The following is a 24542-nucleotide window of genomic DNA, read 5'->3' on the forward strand; positions in this document are numbered from 1 at the left end:
GGAATCGGCGCTGACACAGTTGGTGCAGACCATTTTCATCATCCGACTCAGTACTCTGCGTCGGCCGGTATTGAAGTTGACATGCTCTGGAATTGCGCCCGAACGTCCCGCAGCCGACGCCCGTCCGCGACAGCCCAGAAGTACCAGCCGTTCGTGGCCTTCTTGCGCAGGTGGTGGCCGGCCGATGACGGGGCGGTGAAACGCTTGCCATCAAGCTCGATCGATCCGTCGGATCTGACTAGCGCTTCGACGCCCTTGAAGTCGCGGTGCGTGGCGATGAGCTTGTCGCCCGGGGAAAGGAGACCAGCAGCAATCAGGTGCTTGAGCTGGACCCAATCTTCCGCCTTGGCCTGGGGGTCGACTACCTGACCTTTGTGTCCGTCGGGGACAGGCCACACCCTGAGAAGCGTTTCGACCAGGACCTCTGTCCGGTGGTCAATGAGCGATTCACGCCACACCTCTCCTTCGGTGTCCGCGACCACGCGTCCGGTCAGACTGATCGTGTTGTGCTTGAGCATCGCGTGGCGTTTGGCCGGCCACGGGCCATTGGAGACCTTCGAGTTGAGGGGAGAGGTCAGGAGTGTCAGGTTGCCGAGGCGGTGCACATGAGCTTGACGGTCCTGCTGTTCTTCAGGTGTGTCCAGTGGCCAGTTGTCCTGCCACTTCTGCGGAAGGATGTGCTCGATAGGAAGCCCGGATCGCACGACTTGTGCCTGCTTGGTTTCGGCGCGGAAGTGGTTCTCGATCGCCTCCAGGAACATGCGCAGGCGAGGGCGTGGGTAGCGGCGGTAGACGGGCTCATCCTTGAGCGCCACCCTGATCTCGTCGTCCCCAGGCCAATACGTGCTGGAGACATTGAGACGGGCGAGGTACCCGGTGACGCGCTCGACCAGTTCGCTGGCTTCGACATCGGAGTTGGCGTGGATAACATCGGCGACGATGCGGCCGAGATCGGAGCCCGTGAGGCGAAGCAGTTGCCGACGGATGACCCAGCTCTCTGCGACACGGATCACGGCGTCGAGAACGTGCTGTGGAAGATCCCTGCCGGGTTCGTACAGCCAGAGCATGAGTGGCTTAAGAAGCTCTATGCCAGCGGCATTCATGCGGTGGAAAGCCATCTCGACAGCGCCGAGATTGCCGTCAGGCCTGAGCGAGGCTTCAGTCCACGACTCATATAGCGCAGCTTGCTGCTTGATCACGGCGAGCAGGTCAACCATCTTGTGCCCGGCTGTGTGCTCGACGTACGACTTGAATCTGGTGAACGTTGACTGCGGGCTGATCTCCTCACCTGTACGAGAGATCAACCACTGGTTGAAGAAGAGCGAGCTTCGGCTCACGAGGTAGCGACCGACGCTGACCTCCTTCGTCCAGAACCTGGCCTCGAAGGGCCAGTCCTCGCGGTAGGCCTTCTTGGTGTCTCCGCCTTCAGCTTCAAGCCGCTGGAACACAAAGTTCCGGATCAGATCCGCCGCCGTCAGGGGAGTCCCGCGGGCGTTGAGCGTCTCGAAGATCTCCTGCGAGTTCTCGGACGCTTTGAGCTCGATGGTCACCAGCTGCAGGTCATCGAGCAGGACGCGAGCGAGTTCTTTGGCCTTCGCCGCAAACTCGTCTGTGCCATGGTTCCCGAGCCACTGGGTGACTGCTGTCGTGAAATACCGATGCGCATGGACGATCCGGGATTCATGGTGCTTGAGGTCAGAGTGGTCGATCGGTGGCTCCGCTGTCATGACTTCCAGGAAGGCGTCGTGATCATTGTTGAGGTGCAGAACCTTGAGCGGGCTTTCATCTTCCTCGATGAAGCTCTCGGAGTTATGCGTCAGGCCTTCCAACTGGCTGGCGTGCTTCGAAAGCCCTGCCTGGGCGAAGATGGCGCACGTCGCGTCGGCGAGCAGCTGAAGCGTCGTTAGTCGCTGCTGGCCGTCGATGACATTCCATGTGGTGAGCCGTGCGCTCTCGGCTTCCTGTGCCTGGAGAACGACGGCTCCCAGGAAGTGTTGTGGTGCCAGGTGGGGCTCGCTCATGCGCAGCTCTGCAACGCGCCGAATGTCTTTCCACAGTGGCTCCCACTGCTCATCCTCTTTCCAGACGTAGGGGCGCTGGAACAGCGGAATCACGAAGTGCTGTGGCAGGTTGAACAGCTGAAGCGGCGTCCGCTTAAAAGTCTCCACAAGGGTAATCCTGCCGTATGCGTCCGTTGATTGCGTCAGGCCTTCCAAATCAGAACGACCGTGTCAACATGGGCAGTTCGGCCGAAGCCGTCATCGCTTGAGAATGGACGCCCGATCATTGTGTTTTCGTGGCGGTGCAGGGAGGACCTCGTGCCAATTTCAAGTGAGATCGCTCTCGGCTGACTGCTACTTCTTCAGTGAGGGCACGGGGGGAGATCTGAGTCGAAGTCTCTCCTAGTCAAAAACCCCCAAACCCGGACAAGCGGCGACTCGGCAGGCAGTGCAACTCTGCCTAGGCAGTCCTTGAGGGTCCGCTTAACGAGCACCCGCCTCCCTTTCTAACGATATCGGCGAAAGTTTGGGGGATGGTGTCGCAGTCCTGCCGCGCCTCATGCCTAAGCAAAGCGGCTGTTCAGAGGGACATTCGCTACCCACCCCTGCGTTAATTGCTGGTGCGGACTGTGCCGGTCTTAAGGCCGTGCCTATGCCTCACGGGTGAGATGCGTTCACGGCTCCAATCCCACTCGGAGCTTCCGCGACCCCGCCTGCCAAGACCGTGAATCGGTGTTTGGACCTAGTTTAGGGGCCGTAATAGTGCCTCCCTTCCCTCTCCACCATTCCCAGAAGGTAAAGATCGGGCTCAACATAGCCTCGGTTGGCTCTTTCGGGGAAGTACATGGCCAAAAGATTGCATTACGGGCAAGGGCACACACCCCGGGCGGCACCGGGTCTCGGCGTCTTGTATGGATTGCCTGAGAGAACAGACTCAGCTTCGCGCTCAAGCTATCCCGCGTTTCACGATCAAAAGGCATTTTCGCGGAGTACTTCGCCAGGACGATAAAAAGCGTGTAGAAATCTGTCTTCTTGCTATGTGGCTGCGTATTTGGCTGACAAAGAAGCCGACGCGGATGACGGTTCGGATCAAGCTCGTGGATACTCGCGTGGAGTGCGAGCTTCCAGCGACCTCGGAAGCAGGCGAATTCGCGACCTCGCGCTCGAAAGCTACCTTTTTGATCTTCCATACGAACTTCCCGAGGAACTAGCAGCGGAAGTTGCTGAGGACGAGTAGCGGAAGACTCGTCATACGGCAGCTGCGTCCGGAACTCGCCCAGTCCGGCGGCATCTCTAGTCTTGCGCGCGACGAGACTGACTTGACGGGCACTCGTAACATTCAGCCGATGGAGCCTTAGGCAACAGGCGCAGCCTCCTGATGCGGATTCCAGTTAGCATGGCGCAGGAACACTCCAGTGCATGCGGTGGCCGGCGATCTTGCAAGGTGGGCTGCGGTGCCGGGGTGAGATGGCAGGCACGACAGGCAGCCGCGTGCTCATGGCACCGTGCCGAATGTCCGCGGCCGTTCAGTTTCTGGACGACACTGTCAATCATTCGACTTCGAGAGGCAGCACGCACGTCCGCAACGTTCATGTAGCGGATCCGTCTCGACACCTTGGCTGCACTCGACCATATGCGGGCTTTCGTGCCGCTGCTCAAAGCCGAGCGTCACAACATGCCGTTGGCGAATTCGTGGAGTTGAGGCTCGGCAAGCTGGGTAGACTCTGCCCAAGAAGGACCCATCTCCTAAGTGAACAATCAGTGGTGCCAACTGCAGCCCTGTTCTGAGCATCCCGAAAAATGGCGTTCTGCACGATGGTGAAACTTCCCGGCCCTAACAGACTCTTGGCGAGTTCGTTCCGGCGGTTGGCTGGCTGCCCGGTTTCCGTTGCCTGGAGTGCCTGTACGTCGTGTTTGGTCTCGAGGTATTCGTCGGCAATCGCTGCTCGACTCGCGGGCGTAGCGCTCCAGACAGCTAACCACTCGTGCCGGGACGACCACTATCGGCAGGCGTAGATGCCATGAATGTACGCACGGGCGGGCGCGATATATGAGCCATCACCAGACAGGCCTTCGTCGATCGTCCGCCTGTCTTTTTCGCCGTCATTTTGCGGCGAGGCGTCATGTCGCTACGCCCCGCCCGCTCCATGAAGTCGTGAGCTCAAACTGCTCATTCACTGGAAAACGACGGATGGAGCACCAGATGATTCTGGCAGCGGTGGATCCTGGGATCACCCCTAATGCGAACTTTCCCTTTCTTGAATCCCTTAAGCAGATCGGCGGAGGGATCCTCGTCGGCGCTTTCATTGTCATCGCCATCGTGGCGATCATCGGGGCCGCGATGCTCTTGGCCGGCAAGCTGAGTCAATCGTCGCGCCTCGCCTCAGGCGGTGGCTCCATCTTGCTGTGGACAGGCCCGGTGGCCGCGATCCTTGGCGGCATCAACGGCTACATTCTCTGGTCCCAGAGTGCGTTCCCGCTCGGGTTCTAGGTCCCATCGATCATGCCAGTTCAATGTGACCTCAATGGCTGGTGGCCGCCCGGATGCGGACTCGTCTCGCAGGCCAACGATGGTGTTCAGGGCGCTATCACCTCCCTCTTCGCGAACATTCTTCAGAACATTGCGTCATGGATGTGGGCCTTCATCACAGGTGCTTTCAGTGCGTCGGAGATCGACGATTCGCAGTGGACGTCTATCCGGGGCCTGACTAACTGGTGGGTCATTGTGATGATGACCCCTTTGGTCGTCGCGATGATCCTCCAACTACTTTCGGGTCTGATTAGCCAACAACCGCGGCGTATAGTCAGGGCGTTGGTTGGTGGTGCAGCTGCGATACCCATGGTGGCCAGCGCCGTTTACCTGGTTCGTCAGCTCACAAGGGTCAGTGACTCCGCGTCGACGGCGCTTCTCGACTCGATGGGAACGGATCCCTATGTCGTGTTCATGCGGCTCTTTGGATTCGAGCGAGCGCCTGCCGGCTCCGACAGAGAGTGGAATGTCATCTCATTCGCCCCTGGGACAGCTGGGGGCGCCGCAGGAGGGGTGATTGTCACTGCGATGGCCGTCATCGTCGTGTGGATATTGGCCTTCATTCTCATGTGCTCCATGATCTTCCGATCGTTCGCACTCATTGTGCTGGCCGCCGTCGCGCCAGTCGCCTTAATGCTCATGCCGTGGGAGAAAACGAAGACATGGGCAAGGCGGTGGTGTGAGATTGCCGTTGCCCTGTTGCTCGCGAAACCACTCGCCGCGACTGTGCTGGCAGTAGCAATCAAACTCTTTGCGAATTCGACGTCGTTCGCCGGACTCGCTGCCGGCACTGTCGGAATGGTGCTGGCTTGTGGCGCACCGCTGATGGCCCTGAGGCTCGTCAGCTTTGCAGGCGGCGAGTTAGCGGCAGCGGCGCAAACTGCCGGCGGCGGGCACGTCCTATCACGGAGCAGTAGTGTTGCCGCCCGGCAGATAAGCCGCCAGACAGGCGGCCGGCTTACCCTCGCCTCAATGATTGGGCGCTCGTCAATGACTCGGCCGATCCAATCGAGCCGGGCACAGTTCCCAACGCGAGCGCTGCCGGCCGGCATGTCGGTGCCAGTGTCTTCGAAGGTTCCGACGCCGTCGTTACGGTCTGGCGGACCCGCTCCCACTTTCGACGACGTGGGTCCAAGTTCCCGCACGCTCTCTGCCCAGTCCCGGGAGGCCCCTGGTTCCGGCCGTCAGTCCGCTGGTAGCCACGCCCGGTCCGCATCAAGATCACCCACAGCGGTGAGCCTAGGGAACGCGGCCCTTGATACCGAGCGGCCGCAGCCATCTCATGTTCCCGACCGCGGGAATCCGGTGCTGAACCTGCCGGCGACGCCACCGCCTCCAGTCCACCCCCAACCAAAAACCGTACCTCCATCAGGTGATAAATCCGATGTCTGAAAGATCACGGACTCTCGAAGCAGTCAAGTTTCCCCGGTATGAACGTCGCGGTCTGTTCATGGGATTGAAGTGGTACCAATTGCTGCTGCTCGCGGCCGGCGTTTTTACTGGGAGTGTGGCCTCTGCCACCGGTGGACTTAGCGCCCTGTTCACCTCAGGACCCATGTGGCTGTCGCTGATGCTGCTCGGTCTCCTGCAGTATTCGCGGATCCCTTATCCGGTCTGGGCCACGCAGATCATCGTGTTTTTCTACCGCTCTGCAATCAGGCAGACCCTCTTCCTGGCTCGGCCTGAAAGCGCAGTTCTCGCTGGGCGGCTCGTACTTCCTGGCGGCCTCGGGAATCTCGAGTTCCGTCGTGCGGCTAATGGCGAGTGCTTCATTGTGGATCCCAAGGGCAGGGAAGCGATAGCGGTGCTGCGCTGCACCACAAGGTCCTTCGCCCTCCTCGACGCCGATGACAAGGCCTGGGCCGTACAGGCCTGGTCGCGCGTGCAGGCTGGAATGGCCCAGCGGTCAAGCATCGCGAGAATCGCAGTGCAGGACTACACCGTTCCCTACCCTTCAACGGCCCTCCGTGACTTCTACGACCGTAGGATGCCAGGAAAGTCCCGCCCCGCGAGTGGGCGGACGTGGGGTGAACGGGCGTATGAGGACCTGATGGCCGCCGCCGGTTCCACCATGAGCCACGACCTTTTGGTCGCAGTTGTGCTGGACACGGCAAAGGCCCGACGGCGGATCAAGGAGTCGGGTGGCGGCCTGGCCGGTGTCGAGCGTGTGCTCCGACTGGAAGTCGAGGCCATGAGCACCGCCTTGGGAACGCACAGCGTGAAGGTGGAGGAGTGGCTGCCTGAAGACGGCATCCTCGACGTCGTTCACTGCGCATTCGATCCAGCTGCAGTGGCAGCGCCGCGCAGTGACGCGAGGACAGAACTCCCGGCCGCCCTCGCAGATCGCCAACCCGACGTCGATCCCCAACCGCGGGCTGTGGCGGCGGGCCCCATGGCGGTCGAGGAACACTGGACGTATGTTCGCACCGACTCTGGTTTTCATCAGACGTTCTGGATCGCGGAGTGGCCGAGGCAAAAGGTACTCCCCGGATTCCTCCATCCGCTGATTTATGTGGGCGAGTTCCGCCACACCGTTACCCAAGTGATCCGAACCGTTCCCACGGTGGAGGCTTTGAGGGACATCCGTTCCGCCCAGGAGGCCCATGAAACTCGACGACGGATCAACACTCGCTTTGACAGGCCGCTCACCCGCGAGCAAAAAGCCGAGGAAGAAGAGGTGGCCCAAAGAGAGGAGGAGATCGTCGCCGGACACGGTGATGTCCGCCCCGCTGCTTACGTGACCATTTCGGCCGCCACGCTAGACGATCTTGCCCGCCACAGGCAGGAACTGGAATCAGCGGCTGCAGGAGCTTTCGTTGAGCTGCGCCTGCTGGCTGGACAGCAGTGGGCGGCCTACGTAGCTGGTGCACTTCCCTTTGGAAGAGGATTGCGATGACTCGAGCCAAGGAAACCCTTCGATACACGCCGTCAGGGAATCGCCAGGAGCGGATGGAACGACGCCGGCAAGAGAGCCTCGCCAACCGTCTACCGCGGGCGTCGGCTCTGCACCGACTCATTGATCTTGCCGACGAACGGCTGGACACTCCTCGGCTAGGAAGCGACTGGGGGAGCCGAGAGCCCAATTCGTTGCGGGGTCCGCACCGTCTTCGGCCGGCACCACATCGCGCTTCAACCATGACGTTTGCGGCCGCTTACCCCTTCATCACTGAATCAGGGCTGGGCCACGAAGGCACGTATATCGGCACTGACGTCTTCGGCTCCGGCGCATTCTCTTATGATCCGTGGATTCTCTATGACAAGGGCGTGATCAGTGGCCCCTCGATTGTTGTCATTGGGACTGTGGGCACAGGTAAATCCATGTGCGGAAAGTCGCTCGTGGCCCGATCGATCACGCTAGGTCGTAAGGCTGCTGTCGCATCTGACCCCAAAGGCGAGTGGGTCGCCGTCGCCAAAGCCGTTGGCGGCAAAGTTATCTCGGTGGGACCAGGACGCTCCGCACGGGTCAACCCTCTTGATGCCGGACCCAGACCTAGCGCCCTGAATGAAAGTCAGTGGCAGGCTGTGGTGCGTCAACGGCGCCGGCATCTGCTGGTTGCCTTAGTTTCCCTGATGCGGCAGGGCACGCCGCTGCGACCAGTTGAGCACACCGCCCTGGACATGGCGCTGATGGAGACTGTCGCCCAGAATTCGAATCCCACGCTGCCCATGGTCCTGGACCACCTCTTGAACCCGTCTAAGGAGACGATAGGGCTTGTCGGCAAAGACGGCGGCCTGGCTGTCAGCCACTCATTACGGCGCACGGTGTCGGGCGACTTGGAGGGCATGTTTGACGCTCCCTCGACCGTAGCCTTCGATGCAGACGCCCCAATGATGGTGATGGATACGTCTGCCCTGATAGGTGCTTCCGAACAGGCGCTATCCCTCGCAGCGGCGTGCGGCGCTACTTGGCTGGAGGCGGCGATCACCAACCCCGACGGCGGCAAGCGGCTCGTGGTCTACGACGAAGGTTGGCGAATGCTGGCCGACCCTTACATGCTGGCCAAAATGAGCGAGCAATGGCGACTCGCACGCACTTACGGGATCGCGAACCTGCTCATTATGCACAAGGTGGCTGACCTCAACGAGATTGGCGACAGCACCAGCGGTCACCGGCAAAAGGCCCTTGGCCTGCTTACCGAGGCAGACACCCGGATCATCTACCGGCAAAAACATGACGCCATGCGCCTGACCAAAGAAGCGCTGGGACTAACCGAGGCTGAATGCGAGCACGTGGAGAACCTCCCTAAGGGCGTTGGACTTTGGAAGGTCGGTAACCGTTCCTTCATCGTCGCGAACAGGGTCACCACTGACGAGCTGGAGGTCTTCGGCACTGACGATCGGATGATTTGAATGGGAACCATGACACGCGGGGGGAGTAGCAGCCCATTGGTGACCGCCGGGCTCGTGACGATGGCTGGCTACTTTTGCCTGTGCTTTCTCGTTCAGGCGTCAGCCACCATCGTGGTGAGTTGGCGCTGCGGCGCCGGGAAGCCTTCGCCCTTCAGTCCGGCAGCCGCCGTCGGGCTTGTTATGGACCGGATTGATTGGGTGTTGCTGGAAGCACCCACCTGCAGTATCGCCAGCGGCGATGTGTGGTGGCTGGTCGGCCCAGTTCTCGTCCTCCTCGGTGCGCTCGCGGTCGGTTGCATTCTGGGCTGGCGAAGATGGAAGCAATCCGGCGCATGGCTTCGTCAGGACATCTTGAAGCGAGACGGAATCGCCGGACGTGCCGAGATCCTTCACGATTTCGGTGCCAGAGCCGTCAGAAGACGGGGTAAGTTCACCCGGCCAGGACTCAGCAAACCCAAAATTGAAGACGTGTCATGGACGCTTGGTCGATCACATGGAGTCACCGTCCACGTCTCGACTGAAGAATCCATGGTGATTCAAGGCGCTCCGCGTTCAGGTAAGGGTCTATATGTGGTCATCAACGCCATACTCGACGCTCCGGGTGCCGTAGTAACGACGTCCACTCGTGCTGACAACCTGGTGGTGACCATGACGGCGCGAGCCAGCGGAGGAAGACCCGTTACGGTGTTCGACCCGCAGGGAATGTCTGGGCTGCCTTCCACACTCCGGTGGTCGCCGGTGCGCGGATGCGAGGATCCCGACATTGCTACCCGCCGGGCACTGGTCATCACGGCGGACACCGAAATGAAGGGTGAGAACGCGGCGTGGCAAAAGCGCTCGCTGATCGTTCTGCAATGTCTGCTGCACGCTGCAGCCCTGTCTGGGGAGGGCGTACGTGCGTTCCGCCGGTGGTCCTCGAGCCCAGTGTTGGCTCGGGAAGCCTTGGAAGTGCTGAGTAGTCCTGGGGCAGCGGTGGGATGGCAGGCCGACCTAATGGGGATCCTCGAGGACGACCCCAGGAACACGTCCAATTCGTGGATCGGTGTATCGGCTGCCGTGGCGCCGCTCTCATCGCCGAAGGTGCTGGCTGCTTTGGATCCCCACGAAGCGTCCGAGGAGTTCGATCCCAAGGCGTTTATCCGTGAGCGCGGCACCCTCTATTTGATCGGCACCCGGGCTGGAGCCGCCGCGGCGGGTCCGTACCTTTCCGCACTAATCGACGACATCGACAATGCCGCCCGTGAGATGGCCTTCGTGTCGCCAGGCGGCCGGCTTGATCCACCCCTGTCGCTCGTCCTCGACGAGATCGCCAATCTGGCCCCCTGGCCTGGCTTGCCTGTCGCCCTTTCCGACGGAGGCGGTATAGGAATCTCCACGCTGGTTGTGCTGCAGTCGCTTTCGCAGGCGCGTACCGGCTGGTCGATTGAGGAGGCAGCCACCATTTGGGACTCGGCCATCATCAAGGTGATTTTCGGAGGAGGTTCCGACGAACGTGACCTTCGTTCCATGGCCGGCCTGCTGGGGGAGAGAAGCCTCATCTTGAATACCCGTTCCTGGTCTTCTCAAGGCCGGCAGGACGGCGAGCAGATCAGGGAGAGTCCTGTCATTCGGCTCGATGAGATCCGTCGGCTGCCTATCGGCACGGCACTGATGCTGGGCAGGCGTACACGGCCGATACTCCTGGACCTCAGGGGGTGGCACAAGCGCAAGGACGCAGCCGAGCTCGGACGCTCAAAGATGGAAGTCGAACGAACGTTGGCAGATGGCCACAGGCTGCGCCAGCAGGCAACTGAGGGGACTGATGATGAGCAGTTATGAGGATGCCGAACGCTTTGAGATCCCATCAGCTGGAGGGGACGACGACGAGCTGACCGCGCAACTGTTCCGCTCGGCTTTCCGTCCTCAGGGCGGAGGGTCTGGCGCGACATACCGATGGCGGGACATGGACGCCCAGCAGTCTGAAAGCGCCTGGCGTGCTTTGGCAGTGTGGGTGAGGTGGTTCGTCGCCACGTACCAGCTCACGACGTCGGTGGTTCCCGATTGCTGGTGGCGTCACCCTGAGATTGTGGCTGAGCTGTATGCCCTCCAGAGGGCTGAGCTCGCCTCTTACACAGCAGACGACTCCGGGTTCGGGCCGCTGGCCCTCCACGAGCGGCTGCCTCACGCCGTCGAGCGTCTCAGGACGCACTGCCGGGCGGCTGGTTGCGTTGGCCTTCAGGCGCACAAAGAGCCTTCTCGACGGATGCTCTCGACGAATGATGCTGGCTTTGTGGAGTGGCAGGCGGAACCGCATCAACTCGGGGCTGATTTCTGAAGTCATGCTGTTGGTGCACCTCTTCGACATGAAAAGGTATCCGCCGGTTTGGCGGAGCTTAGAAGCGTGGAAGGTGGCTGTCGTGGCTCCGATGTCTGAGGACGTGCTTGGCTCGTTTCTGCTCGGTTCTTCCCCTCGGCTGGAGGAACTTGGCAAGACGCGGATGACCCCCGAGGAGCGTATCGCTGCACTAACAGAAGGGCTTCACGCACACCTTGAGCAAGCTGTGGAGTCCCCGTCCCAGTGGCAGGTGCTCTTGGACGCTTCGGCAACTCTGTGGCGGTACTCGGGCGGGAACGTTGCCTTGCTCATGATGCAGATGGCCCAGCGTGGTACGGAGGAGCCCTCTCTGGTGGCCGGCTACAAGGAGTGGGAACGCCACGGCCGGAGGGTCTTGAAGGGGGAGCACGCCTTGTGGGTGATTGCGCCTCGCACAACTCGCGTCCAAGAGGTGGTCATGCCCGACGGCGCCCGGCAGCGTATTGCAGTAGGCGAGAGTTTGCCGCCGGGCGGTGTCGATGGTGGGAAGAAGACAATCATCACCGGGTGGCGTGGGCAGGCGGTTTTTGATGTCTCACAAACGCAGGGAAGGCCGCTCCTGGTGCCCCGCGGAGGAGCAGAGAGTGCAGCTGGTGCTCCGGAGTTGTGGGAGTCATTGGCTAACGTGGCTCGTCGACATGGTTTCGAGTTGCATCTCTCTGACGCCCAGCACGGTCTCGCGAGCGGATTCACGGACTTCGCGCAGCACCGCATCGAGGTGGGAACGTGGATGAACGCCGAAGACAGGGTCGCAGTACTGGCACACGAGCTAGGGCATGTGATGCTTCACGGCCCTGAGGACGAGACGGGCAAACTGTACGGCAGCAGCGCGAACCACCGTGGCCTTGCTGAGATCGAGGCCGAATCCGTGGCCTACACGATTCTGCGGGCCCACGGCATTGACCGCGGGGACCAATCGGCGCTCTACCTGTCGGGATGGGCAGAAACCGTGATTCAAGTTCAGCGCGCCGCATTCGAGCAGGACATGTACAGCATGCACCCTACGTCCCGGGTGGACGTAGCCAAGTCGGTCCTCGCCCGGGTTACCGCCGCGACCAAGGGGATCCTCGAACTGACGCATCCGCCGGGGTTCGGTGGGAAGATTGTCGGCCCTGATTTGAGGCCGCAGGTGGCTCCGGCGACGACTTATGTCGGTGCCTACCCTTCGGCCAAGCCCGATGGACCTGTGATGGCCGGCCCGCAGTCCTAACCGCAACACCGATGAGCGGGGAGCGACCCGTTCAACATAGAAAGGAAAACCAGAATGAACACCAAGATCCCAGTAAGCATCACGGGCAACCTCGTCGCCGATCCTGAGCTAACTATCGGAGAAAGCGGCGTCGCCCATGCCAAGCTGCGCGTCGCCGTAAACCAGCGCGTCCAGGGAGCAGACGGCACCTGGCAAGACGGCGAACCCGTCTTCCATAACGTTTCGGCGTTCCGCGCGCTCGCAGAGAACGTTGCCAACTCTTTGAAGAAGGGCGACCCTGTCAACGTGGCGGGCGAGCTTGAATTCCGCGCCTACGAAAAAGACGGAGAACGACGCGAAGCGCGCCGGATCATTGCGGATACCATCGGGCCGGACCTTCGCTTCGGCACCGCCGTTTACCAGCGTTCATCACGCACGGCCGATGCCCGACCGGATGCAGAAGTTCACGCTGGCCCCCAAGCGTCAGTTGCTGGCGTGTCTTCTGCCCCCGCCTACAGCGTTGCGACAAAGGGCCCGGTTGTGATGCCCCCTTTTGGCCCGGCAACGGGGAATGAGATGAGCTGGTGACCGCTGAGACCCTTTCGGACCGTTCGACCTAGCCTTCCAGTCATTTCACCGTGGAGGCGCCGAGAGCAGAATGAGGAGCAGACTTGGGCAGATTCCGCTGAAAATCGCTCCAGGCCAAGGCCTGTGAACGGCTGGCTACAGCGGATGGACAACCGGCTGACGGTTTCTGAAGCTGCAGGGAACCATGACTGCCATCGCTTTTATGGCCTCCTTGGGCGGACTAGCTCAAGCGCATAATGTTGGAGCTCCTGAGTGCTCGACGACGAGTTCGTCTTGCGGTCGTCCATCGACTCCCGGGGATACCAGACAACGAGAGCGGCTTCATGATGCCGACGGACAGACGGAGCGGTCTCAGGCCGGGTATTTAGCCCTCGCCCGCACTTACGCCGACGCATACGCCGACCGAACGACTTTTCCTTCTAGGCCTAATCAAACGGCCGGCGTTCGCGTAAGGGTATCGATCGCTGCTTGCAAGCTGATTATTGGACGCTCGGAAAGCCGACGTATCGCGTCAGCAAGGTCTCGGATTCGCTTCTCCCGGACGCCTCGATGCGCATCGCCCCAAGATTGGCTGAACCGTTGCACTTTGTCGATCCCGTTCTTAGGGTCTCGAGCCCCGCACCGAATAAGGAACAGCGCATCATCTATAGGCATTTGTCGTAGCACTGTCGCGGGCAATTCACTTGCTTCAATTATGCCCCTACTCGTGCCCCAGTTGTGGAGATTATGTTTTCTGGCCAGGGTCATAGCAAGGATTGGTGCAACAACATCCTCGTCATAGAGACTGATCAATGGAACATGGGTAACGAGTTGAGCCCAATTGCTATTTTCTGGCTCATTATGGTAACCACCTCTGGCGAGGGCTACAGCAAATCGCAGTGCAAAGCCAGGATTTTCCTTCAGGAATTCAGTTCGAATTCTTCGCGGAACTGCCAAGTCAATCAGCCGATAAGTGTTGAAGCCCATATCCGCATCGACTATGGCATCAATAACTTGGGCTAGCAGCCCTAGGTCTTCAGGCGGGTTGACAAACACGGCGTCGACGAGTTGCTCCAACGTGGAAAGCTGAAATTGGTCAATAAGTGGCGACGTGAGGATGACTCGAAGATGTCGGGTCAGCCATGCCGTGCAGGCTGGCTCGTTTATCAGGAACCTCAGCGCTGGATCCACCAAGTCTATAGGCACGATTTTGAGACTGGAATTCTGGAGCTGAGCCAACAGGTCATCGACGTCGAACACAAGATGAACCTTTTGGAATGCAAGGAAGTAAACTCTGAACTCTGCGGACACGACCCCCTTAAGCGCATAGGAGGTATCGCCTGACAGCAGTTGCCTCGATTGTTCCACGGTGGAGGTCTCCGTCAGTACCATCTGAAGAGTCTCTACTGAGGTATCCACACTCTCCGAGATGGGGGTCAGGTAGTAGATACTGCTGCTTGCAGGCGTCAGAAACTCCAAGCCGATTTCGACGTCTTGAGATGACCCCTGATTCTCAGGCAGTACATTGCTCGATCGTGCCCATAGAACTTGGCTAAGCTGTCCCCAAGCGGAGCTGTCCAACTGTGATTTCCAAAAGTGTACGAGGGAGTCCCATCTCTGGACCGACGGAACCAATGTCCGCGACCCAACCAATTCCGCGCTGTCATCCCCACGAATGCAGCACGCCAGAAGGATCAGATTGCAAGTGTATGTGGCGAGCATGGCTGAATGGGTCAAGTCCGTAGGTTTGTATGGCCGTTGAAGTGACATGTGGTTACTTCCAGCCTCGAGTCGTTCAATTGCCAGCGTGATCAACAAGTCAGACATGTCGCCAGGAGGCGGGCTCTCTGCTGAAAGTTCCGCGAAAAAGTCTAAGACCTGCAGTCTCTGACTAAAAGGTTGGAAGGCGAAGAGCGTGGATGCCCATTGATCAGCATTACGGGCACCGGCAAAGCGTGCGCGTGACAAACGGTTCACGTCATCGTGTACCTCTTTGAGCACTTCGTGCGCTAGATGAGCCACCAGATACTCGCCAAAGGTCGAATGCAGGAACTCATAGGCGTTTTGCAGGCCTTCCGACGAATTCGAATGCGCTTGGTGAACGAAGAAAAACCTGCCTAACAGTTTGTGAACACTCTCGATGCCTTCAGCATGAACAGAGTCCGCAGATAGTGCGGTCAGGTCTTCTGCCACCTGCCTCGTGTTTACCATTTGCACACCTCTGTTGAACATGCCGAGTGCTATGTATGACAGCTTGAGTAGCTCCGATTGAATCGCCTGGCGCGTTTCATTGTCGGCCATTTGCGGCCGATGCTTTAGTACTTCTCGACGTATGAAAGTTGTGAGTATTTGCTGGTACGTTGATGCTTTTGTCCTTGTACCGACATCGCTCTGCAAGGCGTTGCTGTCCGCGTCAAGTAGAGCGAGCAACAAGAGCAGTAGCGGCTGTCCGGCTAGCTGAACGACCTCTCGGGGCAGTTCTTTTGGAAGCGGCCGTAAGCGGGCTTCTTCGAAGTATTTACGGTTGAGATAATTCCAGGTGTCTATGAATGCTGATATTTCGGGAGAACTGAAGTCATCAATCTTCAGCACAATTGCATTTGGAGGAATTCTTGTCTGATCTGCTACGACGGTCCTACTGGTAACAATCACGTAAGCCCCACCATATGCAAGCTCGCGTTGCTGAAAAAGCTCAACCTGTTCGAGGTAGTCTGCTTGCCTTTCTTCGCTCGCCTGTATCAATTCATCAAGCCCGTCGAGAAAGATGACAGGGGTCAGGTCGGTAGCCTGCCTGAATTCACTCCATGTCGTCGTTCGGCCCAGAAGCGAAGATAGGCCCTCCTCGATCTGCACCTCGATCCCATGCGATGGCGTAACTCTCCTCAGCTCCACTCGGATTGGGACATACATTGTCTCGGGTAGCCGGGCAGCCAAAACTCGTGTCAAGGAAGACTTACCCGAGCCGGGATGACCAAGTACTAAAAGCGGACTGGTAAATGCGGCTGGCGAAGTCGTCAAGTATGCGCTGAAGAAGTCATCAATGTTGTGTCGAGGTTCGACGGTTCTCCACCATTCCTCTTTGCTTACGTTTGCCTGGCTCCGGCCAGTTATGACCTTGAAAGGTGGCTCTATATACAGCTCTGATAACGAAGGAATGGATGCACCTGACCCTTCCTTCAGCCGAGAAACGTCAGGAGGTATAAGTGAAAGTTGGGTTACTGAGTAAATTCTGCGGACAAGGTCAGAGGTCCTTGTTGAAGGGACAGGGAGGTCAGCGGCCACCCGACTAAGGAAGCTCTGAAGGTCATCAAACTGCTGTGAAGCCTGACGTTGTCCGGCTAGTAGCAGGTCAAGTTTCTCCGATGCGACCGCGCCCTGATCACGAATGGAACCGATAATTCCTTGCGCGGCAAGTTGATTTAGCCAAATCTCAAACTCGTGGACTTGGGATGCAAGTTTCCTTAGAGAGTCCTGGTAGCCGACTAAGGCCAGCCCAGGAACGTCCTCTTCGAAGTAACGCTCCACCGCCCGGCGCATGCGGTCGTCCAGGCTGTCCCAGAACCGGAGGCCCTTGCAGTAATTAGCGAGGCTGGCCGACAAGTTGTCGTAAAAATCCCCCAGATGGCCGTGAAGTTGACCCGGTGCCAGTTCGGGCTTCGGATATGGAATTTCAGAGGTCATCAGGAAATCGACCAAATTGTTCAACTTTGCCCCGGCCTTGTCCCGCAGAGCTACTTGAAGTTCTTCCTTGCCCGTAAGTTTCACATCTGCATCCGGGATGCGGACCTGTATCAGAGAAGCGGCGTCGAAGAAACTCGTGATAACCAATATGGAATGTGCCGCAACGAGAAGGCGGGTGCGATCGATTCCGCTGCTTCCAGAAACTTCATTTGGGATGCGTCCCTGAATCTGCTCGCAGGCCTTGACTAGCGCATTCTTTGGCCCAAGAAGACTAAAAGCACCCGATGCACCCGCAACTCCTGCGGTCAAGATCGCCGCCGTCGCCACGCGGTCACTCACATCGATTATCTGGGATGACTTCCCGTCCAGTAACTCAACAGCATCTTTGAACACGAAAGGTCTGAAATTCGCAGCGTGAGGGCGGTTCGTCATTGAGGTCCGTTCACTAATGAAATGGCTCGGGTAGGGCAACGCTGTTAGTCCTCGGATCGTACAACATAACCTATCCCGTCCTCCTGAACGAGATCCCAAAGGTGGCGACCTAGCTGACAGACCGGATCCGTGGCCAGCGTCCGAAACACCCAGCAGCATTGCCGAGGACCCCTTGGGGTGTCTGTCGCGTCGAGTCCGAAGTGAGATGACGTGCGTTAGATGGGCGCATGTTGAGGCGTCGGGGATGGATCGCCAGGTGTTGCTGTTCATTTTGGTGTTAGGCGGCCGGGTGAGGGTGACGGTGTAGCCGAGAGGTTCGTGCTGCCGGACGTGGATGAGTTCCGTTCTGGTTTTCCCTGCGGAGGAGTTGATGCGGGGGAAACTTCGGCCGAGGAACACAATTACCCCCGGGGTGGGGAGCTTAGACATGTCGACGCCGATTTCGGCCAGAGGGGTGGCGGCGGCGGTGGGGCCGAGGGCTTGGGATGTCATCCAGGCGTTCCACTGCCACGCGAAATGGCCGCGTACGCCTCCACTTGCTCGTCGAGCGCGGCGATGTCGGCGTCGATCCCATCGGACCGGGCCAGCATTCCGGCGAGCAGGAAGCGGTGGTCCTCGTCAAAGCGGCGGGTGAAGTCCTCCTCAAGTTCGGTGATCTTGTTCCGCATGCTCGACCAAGCCAGCTGCGCGAGGACTTCGGGTTCCGGTCGCCAGCCATAAGCGCTGCCATCATCTCACCGGCGGAGACCCCGAAAATATCCGAGGCAACAACGAAGGGTTTGATGTCTGCTCCTCGAGACGGGCGGCCTGGATCACTTCCTGGCGGTCACCGTGGCTTAGGGAAGACTGTTGGTATCGAAAAGGCTGAGCTGGGCCGGGATCTGCTGCTGTCGAGGCGATCGGCGGGACGGTTTGTTTGCGCGTTCTTGGGTTGATTCGACGAGCTCCAAGATCTTGGCGTGCACTTCCCGGTCACCTTTGCTGCCCAGCACTTTGCGTTTTACAAGCCAAGTTCCATTGGATTGTCTGGACGCCAAGCCGGCCTCGGCAAGGAGTTCAAGTGCAGTAACGACTTCTTTGTGTCTGCCGTACCTATAGGTTCGTTGCAGTTCTTGCGAAACGCTCTGGCTGGAGACGCGCTCTTCGGATGTGCCCGGACCGAAGATCAGGGGCCAAACACGGACGTACATGTATGTGGCTAGGTAGAGAGGTTCGGCGGGATCATTCATGAATCCCCGTGAAGTCTTGATGTGCACGAAGTATTCGGGCTTGATGTTCAGATTTCGGTCTAGGTAAGTCGCGATGCTGATGCTTGGCAGTCCGCTGTGGAGCACACCGTTATCCGGACGAGGTATCCGGGCGAAAGTATACTTGTGGGTGAGCCTTGCGTATTGCACGATGCAAGGCGCTTTTCGAGGTTTATAGGAATGATCAGGGTTCTGGAGCCGGTCATCCAAGACTCGTGTGCAAGCGTCGTTAGACAGCTCAACTGGCACGAGCCACATGACGTCTATCCTGCTCGGGGCCACCGCGGAACCATCAGCTAGCGACACTTCGGCTATGTTTTCGTAGGCCAGCAGCTGGCTGCAAAGCTTGTCGACGGAGTTCTCGTGTCTCGCTATCGAAGCAATTTCTCCGACTAGGACTGAATCGTCATGGAATACAACGACGAAATCCGGTGTGACGGTGCGCGGTGAAGCTCCTGCATTTGAAACCATGCACTTTGGATACCGCTCGAAGTGTTTTACGGTTTCGGGAAGGTCCTTCGCATCCCCCGCAAACATCCATTCGAAGCACGATACTACGTCGACGTATTCGTCATATCGGCGATAGCCCTCACGCAGAGATGCGAGGCTTTCGAGACTGCGAGGCATCCTTATGCGCCCACCAGGTTATCGAGAGAAACGCGCTCCCGCGGGGCTGCTTCTTCGATTCTTTCGGCGGAAAAGTGTTCTCCGATTCGCTGAACAAGGCGGGCCAGGGAGGACGCACTCGAGCGGAAACTGGGATAGATATCTACCGCATCGGGTGAAGTAACCACAACGTCGAAAGTGGATCCGTCAGCATGATCGGCGACCATCAGATGAAGGTAGGGATTGTCATGTAGGACGGCCACCGAGGTGTGCTGCCCATCTTCCATTAGGCGGCGTAGGCGCTCCGTGTCCCCGGCATCGGAGAAGACCTGCTCGGCCAAGTTGATGGTAAGCGGGAGTCCGAGGGGCCCGTTGACGGCACGTTGTCGATTCGACAGGAGCTCAAGCCGTTCAGCCGAGTACTCAGCGAAGGCGTCAAGAATATTGGCCGTAAACGCGCGGAATTGTCCCGAATAGAAAGTAGCCCCGCTCGTACGCCGAAGATGACAATGCAGTTCGTTCTCGATGGAGACTGTCAATGAACGAACGGATGCGCCTTCCATGCTCGCAAGGTCGAACACATCGTCAGGTGTGTATCTCAGAGATTCGGATTTGGCTGGCCATCCCCTGTTGAGCGATGAAGCATCTGACTGCCGCCAGGCGGCCATGCGAACTACTTCCGGGCGACCTATGGAATCCAGCTTTCTGGCAAGCTGACGGAACTTATCCTCGTTGAGGAAGCACCGCATAACTTCCGGTGCACGAGAAATGGCTCGATTGACGCGGCTCCAACGGCGATCGCTTGTGGGAACTGACCCGCTGATGTGGAAGACACCAATTTGTGCTGTCGCCCAACTGGCAACAACGAAGTCTCCATCATCGTCGAAGATCTTCATGAGACTGCTTGTCCCGTTGGTCACTTTTGGGAAACCGGAATCAGGCCCAAAGAGCATGTCGACTGGGTCGCCGTCACACATCACGGTCTCAAAAGCTAGCTGCTCGCCGCGCTCCAAACCCACGCCGTCATGAGCGCGAAGGAGGGATTCAGGCACACCCTTATTAAGTGCAAGGGCCCACAGTCTCCTGTCGAAGGAACTTGAAATATGATCGGCAGCGCCGCCGGACGACAGGTTCGCCATACGGTACCGCACCGCCTCTTTCGCATCTGAAGTTGATGGGGTAACTCTAGTACGCATCCGACCCGTAGGGGCGCCGAAGGACGGAACAAGAACAAGAAGATCTGCTGTCCTTCGCCGGCATATGCGGGTACTGGGCCAATCCCAGCTGTCGGACGACGATCGGGGACGCTGGCGGCTCAGCTACACGGTGGTCACCCACGACAGCATAGGGTGCGCTCAGCCATGTCGCTGACCGGTCGCTGGTGACACCCCGAACGACCGTATCGACGAATGGCTAAAGGTGAGCCCGATCTGGGAACTTCCGCGGTTTCCTGATCGGTTCTGCTTGCGGGGCCCAGGCAAATGTGTTCGGGCCGCTAATATAGTACGTTTGTGGCCATGGCAGACCCGGCCGGACTTGGGCGGGGTCTGGCGAAATCAACAGAACGGATCCTGGCCAGATGGGGTCTGGCAAAGCCTCGATCCATGCAGGTTGAACATGGTCGAAACGGTTCCAGTTGATAGTGATCCAGGATCCAGTCGGCTCCAGAGCGTCGACACTGAGAACCGTGATTTCGGTGGTCGTCCTATGATTCCGCCTTGCGTCCTCGAAGTGATGCCACCTTCGTTCGGCGGCCATCACCCAAGCTCGGCGGCGGCGAAAACGAGTCAGCCAAAGGACGCCCAAGGCGGCCACCGCCAAGAGTATTGCGAGGCCAACAATCATGAGAATCCCGCCAGAGGATACTCCGGCAGTCAAGGTTGTCAAGAAGAAACCAGCTGCAATCGACACCGTCGCCGTGGCCAAAATCAGCGCGGGTGTCGCAATCTTGGGCTTGAGGACTGGGTTCGAGGTCATGGGTTCCTTTCGCTGCCCAGTTTAGAGCTGCCATCCGACATTGATAAGACTTGCCTCGCGCTGACTCGGCGCCTTCATCCATGCCCCCAGCTGCTGAGATCCGGCTGAAGCGAGGGGAGCGGCTTGAGACATTTGACGCTCGATGCTCGCCCGCTGCGCTTGCTGTTCCGATTCGTAGTCCGGCGCCACTGGGCCGAGCGCAAGCGGAGAGTCTTCGACCCCCCACCTATCTCGGAAGATAGCGACTTCGCGAACAAGACGTCTAGCTTCTTCGGGCTCTGCCTCCCGTCCGAGGCGCTGCAATAGGTCTCGCTTCCACTCGGTCTCCTGCAGCAATGCGGCTTCCGCGACATCGTCTGTCCGACGCTGCATTCGTTCTGCCACTTGGCGAATCATGTCTCTCAGATCGGAGCGGCTCGGGTGAAGAACCTCAGGAATCGTTGTGAATCCATCTGAAGGCAAGCGAGAGAGAAGTCCCCGAAGTCGGGAGTGAAGGACAGACGCAAGATCTCTAGCCGACAAGCTTGTTTCCAACGTTTCGAGCACAACTCGCTGGGCGCTTGGGCGGCTGATTCCTGAGCAGCGGCGCCAGGCTGCAACAGTCGCACCCCACGAGGGAGATTGCTGGATCTCGTTGGTCCGCTCCGGCGCACGGGACTGAAGGAACTCAGCCAGATCCTCACCGGCTGCGATTTGGGCAAGGTAGTCGTACTCGGCGCTAAGCCGCTGCAAGCTATCGGCTTTGGAATGTTCGGCCTCGCGGACCTCATGGGCAGTGCGCTCAGCACCTTCTGCAGCGAGGACCTCCCCCAAGATCTCGCGCCACGACGGTTGCACCGACGGGTCCAAAGGATCGTGATCAAGCGGATCGTTTTGGCTGACGTATGCGTGATTACCGATGCGCCCCCGGGTCATGCTCACATACAGGAGTTCACGGGTGAGCCGCCCCTGCGTGACGACGGTGTGGCCGGTGTCCACCGTGAGGCCCTGGGAACGGTGTGCGGTTGTGGCGTACCCCAACTCAACCGCGGACTGAACGTAGTCGCGGCGCAAGGTAACAACGCCTCCTGTGTCCCTGCGAACTGCTACGAGGGAGCCGTCGCGCTTGGCGACGCGTCCGACATCGAACATGGTTCCGTTGCGAACGAAGTCTCCGTTACTGTCCCAGATGGTGCGGTCGTTGTGACGGACGATGATCGTGTCGCCGCGGCCGGCATGGAGCCCGTCGCTGAGCAGGACGGTCTGCTCCGCGTCCACGACCCCCTGGATCACCAGATCGGCCTGGGCACGTTCGTTGAGGATGCCGACTGTGTCATTGTCTGCCGCTATGAGGATGGACGAGTTTCCGGATTGGATATCGGATTGCCAGTTCACGTAGGCCTGGTCGACCATGTTGACATAGGAGCCGTGCCGGATACGCTCGTGCTGATCGTAGTCGTCGATGGCAGCGTAATCGCCTGAGCGGAGCTTTAGCGACGCCTCCCGTTCCCACGCCTGCTCGAACCGCCAAATCGTACTTAGCCTCGCCGTCTTTCCTTGCCGGTCCAGCCACCCGAGGACCCCGCCCGCGTCGATGGCATCCAGCTGGGCAGGGTCTCCTACCAAGAGGATCTTGGCCCCCGCATCTCGTGCCTGAGATACCAAGGCGGAGAGCTGAATCGTGGACACCATTGAGGCTTCATCGACGACGACAAGCTGGTTCGGATGAAAGCGCCACCTGTTCTGTTCGGCGGCCAACCGAGCTGTTTCTTGTGCCAGACGCGTTCGTCGGAAGCTAAGGGGATTCGCCTCGGCCTCGAGGCGGCGCTCCATCTCGAAAAATCGCGACGCTCGATAACTGGCTCCTTGACCCACGGACTCATAGAGCCACTTGGCGACGTTCTCCGTGTCCATAGTCAGCTCCCGTCCGAGAACCTCGGCGCTCGCCGCGGCCGGCGCCAGTCCCACAACGCTTCCAGGCCCAAACTCTGATTCCCACGCCGTCTTTACCGCACCAAGGGTGGTCGTCTTACCCGTGCCGGCCGGCCCCACGACGGCGTCGAGCCGGTTGCCACTTAGAAGAACCTGGGCAGCGGCACCGCGCTGGTCCGCGTATAGCTCAAAGCGGCCGTGATGCCTGTAGGTGGCGAGCGACTCCATGGTGACGGTAGCACGCACGGCAGGGCCGCCGTCGTCGTTCCTTGCTTCCATAACGACATCCTCAGCGGCGAGCGTTGTGGCGTCGGTGTAAAGTCGTGCGCCTTGGAAATCAAAGACGCTCTGCTTCCCGAGGCGCAGCTTAGGCGCCGCGTCGGGATCGACCCTGTATCGGCACTCATTGAGTGGGACGGACTGCCTCTCGGCGGCGGTAGCAATGGCACCGATCAAGCTGTTGCGGTCCCCGGGCGCTTGGCAGCGGACTGCGGCGCAGACCCGTTCTGCCTCGGCCAGCAGATTCCACCGGTTCCAGGTGGAGCGTTTGGCCGCCACACGGTCCTTGGCAATGGAAGCAACGGCTTCCACCCAGTTCACGGTGAAGTCGCAGCTGCGGAACGGGGAGCTTTGCGAGCGCCGGACCGTCTCGAGGAGAATGCGGCTAGGGTCGTAGCCCCTAGCGATTGCGCGTGCCTGCCACTGCCGAGAGAGCACGCGAAGCGGAGCGACTGACTCAGCTTTAGGCGCTCGCGTTGAGAGCGTGGCCTGCTGCCTGAGTTTCACTGTTGTAGTAGCGCTTGGACGTTTGCCATGTTCCTCAGTCCAGAGGGAGACGAGTCGGTCGGTTTCCAGGTCGATGAGCCGGGATCGGTTGGAGAACTCGCGAATCAGTTGGTCGTCGACGCCGATGAGCTGTTGGGTTGGGTTGTGTGTGTTGGTTGCCGGTTTCCGGATCTCGGCGTCCGTCGCGAGGTTCCGGTGCAGGGCATCGAAGAGGAGTCCGTTGTAGTGCTCGCTGGCAGCGACGGCCGCTTTGTAGAGGGTCCGGGAGTCCAAGGTGACCCAGGCGCCGTCGGTGATGCGCTGAACGCGGTTGGCTATGACTAAGTGGGTGTGTAACTGCGGGTCTCCGGCCCGGGACTCCCAGTGGTCGAAAGCAGCAGCGATGGCGCCATTCGTGCCGATGCGGGCGACGCCGTTGCGCCCCGCTCGTGTGTGGATGACGTTCTCCTCGAGCCAATGGAGGGTGGCTGTTACGGCTTCATGGTGCGTTTGGAGGATCTGGTCCTGCATGGTGCGGGGGCTAAGGGCCCAGAGGACCGAGACTGACTTCGGGACGCTGAACGTAAGGTCGAATCCGACGACGGCATGACGCTTGGTTGTGTGGCCTTGGCTGGTCTGAACGAGGGTGGGTTGGCCGTGTGGCCGACCTAACGGGGCTCCGGTGTCTGGATGGACGGCGTGGTCGAAAAGTGCCTTGGCATCGGTCTCCGTGACGATATCTCCGGCAGTGCGGTCAATGCCGCTAAGGCCTGAGCCAAGCCATCTGCCCTGAGGTGTTCCCGCTTTCATGTAATAGCTGGTGGCGTCCGGGGGAGTGACGGTGACGTCGTCCATCATCGTCGTTTTGAAGAGGTACTTCAGGCCCGACTGAACGGAGAGACGGGCGATGGACATGGTCATCGCCGTCCTACTT

The 24542-nt window shown here is 59.5% G+C and carries 14 protein-coding genes; 8 read left to right on the forward strand and 6 right to left on the reverse strand.

The annotated features are described in order from the left end of the window. Positions 1 to 47 precede the first annotated feature (47 nt). Positions 48 to 2168, reverse strand: coding sequence for a GmrSD restriction endonuclease domain-containing protein (locus M1E17_RS09360; protein ID WP_457966873.1), 2121 nt, complete (start codon positions 2166 to 2168; stop codon positions 48 to 50). A gap of 2035 nt (positions 2169 to 4203) precedes the next feature. Here M1E17_RS09360 and M1E17_RS09365 point away from each other — a divergent pair. The 8 genes from M1E17_RS09365 to M1E17_RS09400 all read left to right on the forward strand — a co-directional run bounded on the left by M1E17_RS09365 (position 4204) and on the right by M1E17_RS09400 (position 13010). Further along, positions 4204 to 4491 carry a hypothetical protein gene (locus tag M1E17_RS09365; protein ID WP_457966874.1) on the forward strand — a complete coding sequence of 96 codons (288 nt, stop codon included), beginning with the start codon at positions 4204 to 4206 and terminating at the stop codon, positions 4489 to 4491. Positions 4492 to 4752: 261 nt separating this feature from the next. Next, positions 4753 to 5922, forward strand: a complete 1170-nt coding sequence (locus M1E17_RS09370; protein WP_457967668.1) for a type IV secretion system protein — start codon at positions 4753 to 4755, stop codon at positions 5920 to 5922. A 58-nt stretch (positions 5923 to 5980) separates the two neighbouring features. Continuing rightward, positions 5981 to 7426, forward strand: coding sequence for an SCO6880 family protein (locus M1E17_RS09375; protein WP_457966875.1), 1446 nt, complete (start codon positions 5981 to 5983; stop codon positions 7424 to 7426). Positions 7427 to 7665: 239 nt separating this feature from the next. Then, positions 7666 to 8880, forward strand: coding sequence for an ATP-binding protein (locus M1E17_RS09380; protein WP_457966876.1), 1215 nt, complete (start codon positions 7666 to 7668; stop codon positions 8878 to 8880). Positions 8881 to 8919: 39 nt separating this feature from the next. Beyond that, positions 8920 to 10698 (forward strand): type IV secretory system conjugative DNA transfer family protein, encoded by a 1779-nt coding sequence (locus M1E17_RS09385; RefSeq protein ID WP_457967670.1) that lies wholly within the window; start codon positions 8920 to 8922, stop codon positions 10696 to 10698. Further along, positions 10682 to 11194, forward strand: a complete 513-nt coding sequence (locus M1E17_RS09390) for a hypothetical protein (protein WP_457966877.1) — start codon at positions 10682 to 10684, stop codon at positions 11192 to 11194. Before M1E17_RS09385 ends, M1E17_RS09390 begins: the two co-directional genes overlap by 17 nt. Positions 11195 to 11285: 91 nt before the next feature. Next, entirely contained in the window at positions 11286 to 12443 is a 1158-nt protein-coding gene (locus tag M1E17_RS09395; protein WP_457967672.1) for an ArdC-like ssDNA-binding domain-containing protein, read from the forward strand. 54 nt (positions 12444 to 12497) lie between these two features. After that, positions 12498 to 13010, forward strand: coding sequence for a single-stranded DNA-binding protein (locus M1E17_RS09400; RefSeq protein ID WP_457966878.1), 513 nt, complete (start codon positions 12498 to 12500; stop codon positions 13008 to 13010). Positions 13011 to 13439: 429 nt separating this feature from the next. Here the strand turns inward: M1E17_RS09400 and M1E17_RS09405 are convergent, their stop codons facing one another. The 5 genes from M1E17_RS09405 to mobF form a co-directional block, all read right to left on the reverse strand. Further along, complete coding sequence (locus M1E17_RS09405) at positions 13440 to 17102, reverse strand: NACHT domain-containing protein (protein WP_457966879.1); 3663 nt, start codon at positions 17100 to 17102, stop codon at positions 13440 to 13442. A 488-nt stretch (positions 17103 to 17590) separates the two neighbouring features. Then, positions 17591 to 17770: a hypothetical protein gene (locus M1E17_RS09410; protein WP_457966880.1), complete on the reverse strand. Its 180-nt coding sequence runs from the start codon at positions 17768 to 17770 to the stop codon at positions 17591 to 17593. A 168-nt stretch (positions 17771 to 17938) separates the two neighbouring features. After that, positions 17939 to 18976, reverse strand: coding sequence for a hypothetical protein (locus M1E17_RS09415; protein ID WP_457966881.1), 1038 nt, complete (start codon positions 18974 to 18976; stop codon positions 17939 to 17941). A gap of 2 nt (positions 18977 to 18978) precedes the next feature. Then, on the reverse strand, positions 18979 to 20094 hold the full coding sequence (locus tag M1E17_RS09420) for a hypothetical protein (RefSeq protein WP_457966882.1): 1116 nt from the start codon (positions 20092 to 20094) through the stop codon (positions 18979 to 18981). Positions 20095 to 20953: 859 nt separating this feature from the next. Further along, positions 20954 to 24529: a MobF family relaxase gene (gene mobF / locus M1E17_RS09425; protein ID WP_457966883.1), complete on the reverse strand. Its 3576-nt coding sequence runs from the start codon at positions 24527 to 24529 to the stop codon at positions 20954 to 20956. Positions 24530 to 24542 lie beyond the last annotated feature (13 nt).

The organism is Arthrobacter sp. D1-29, assembly GCF_054130585.1.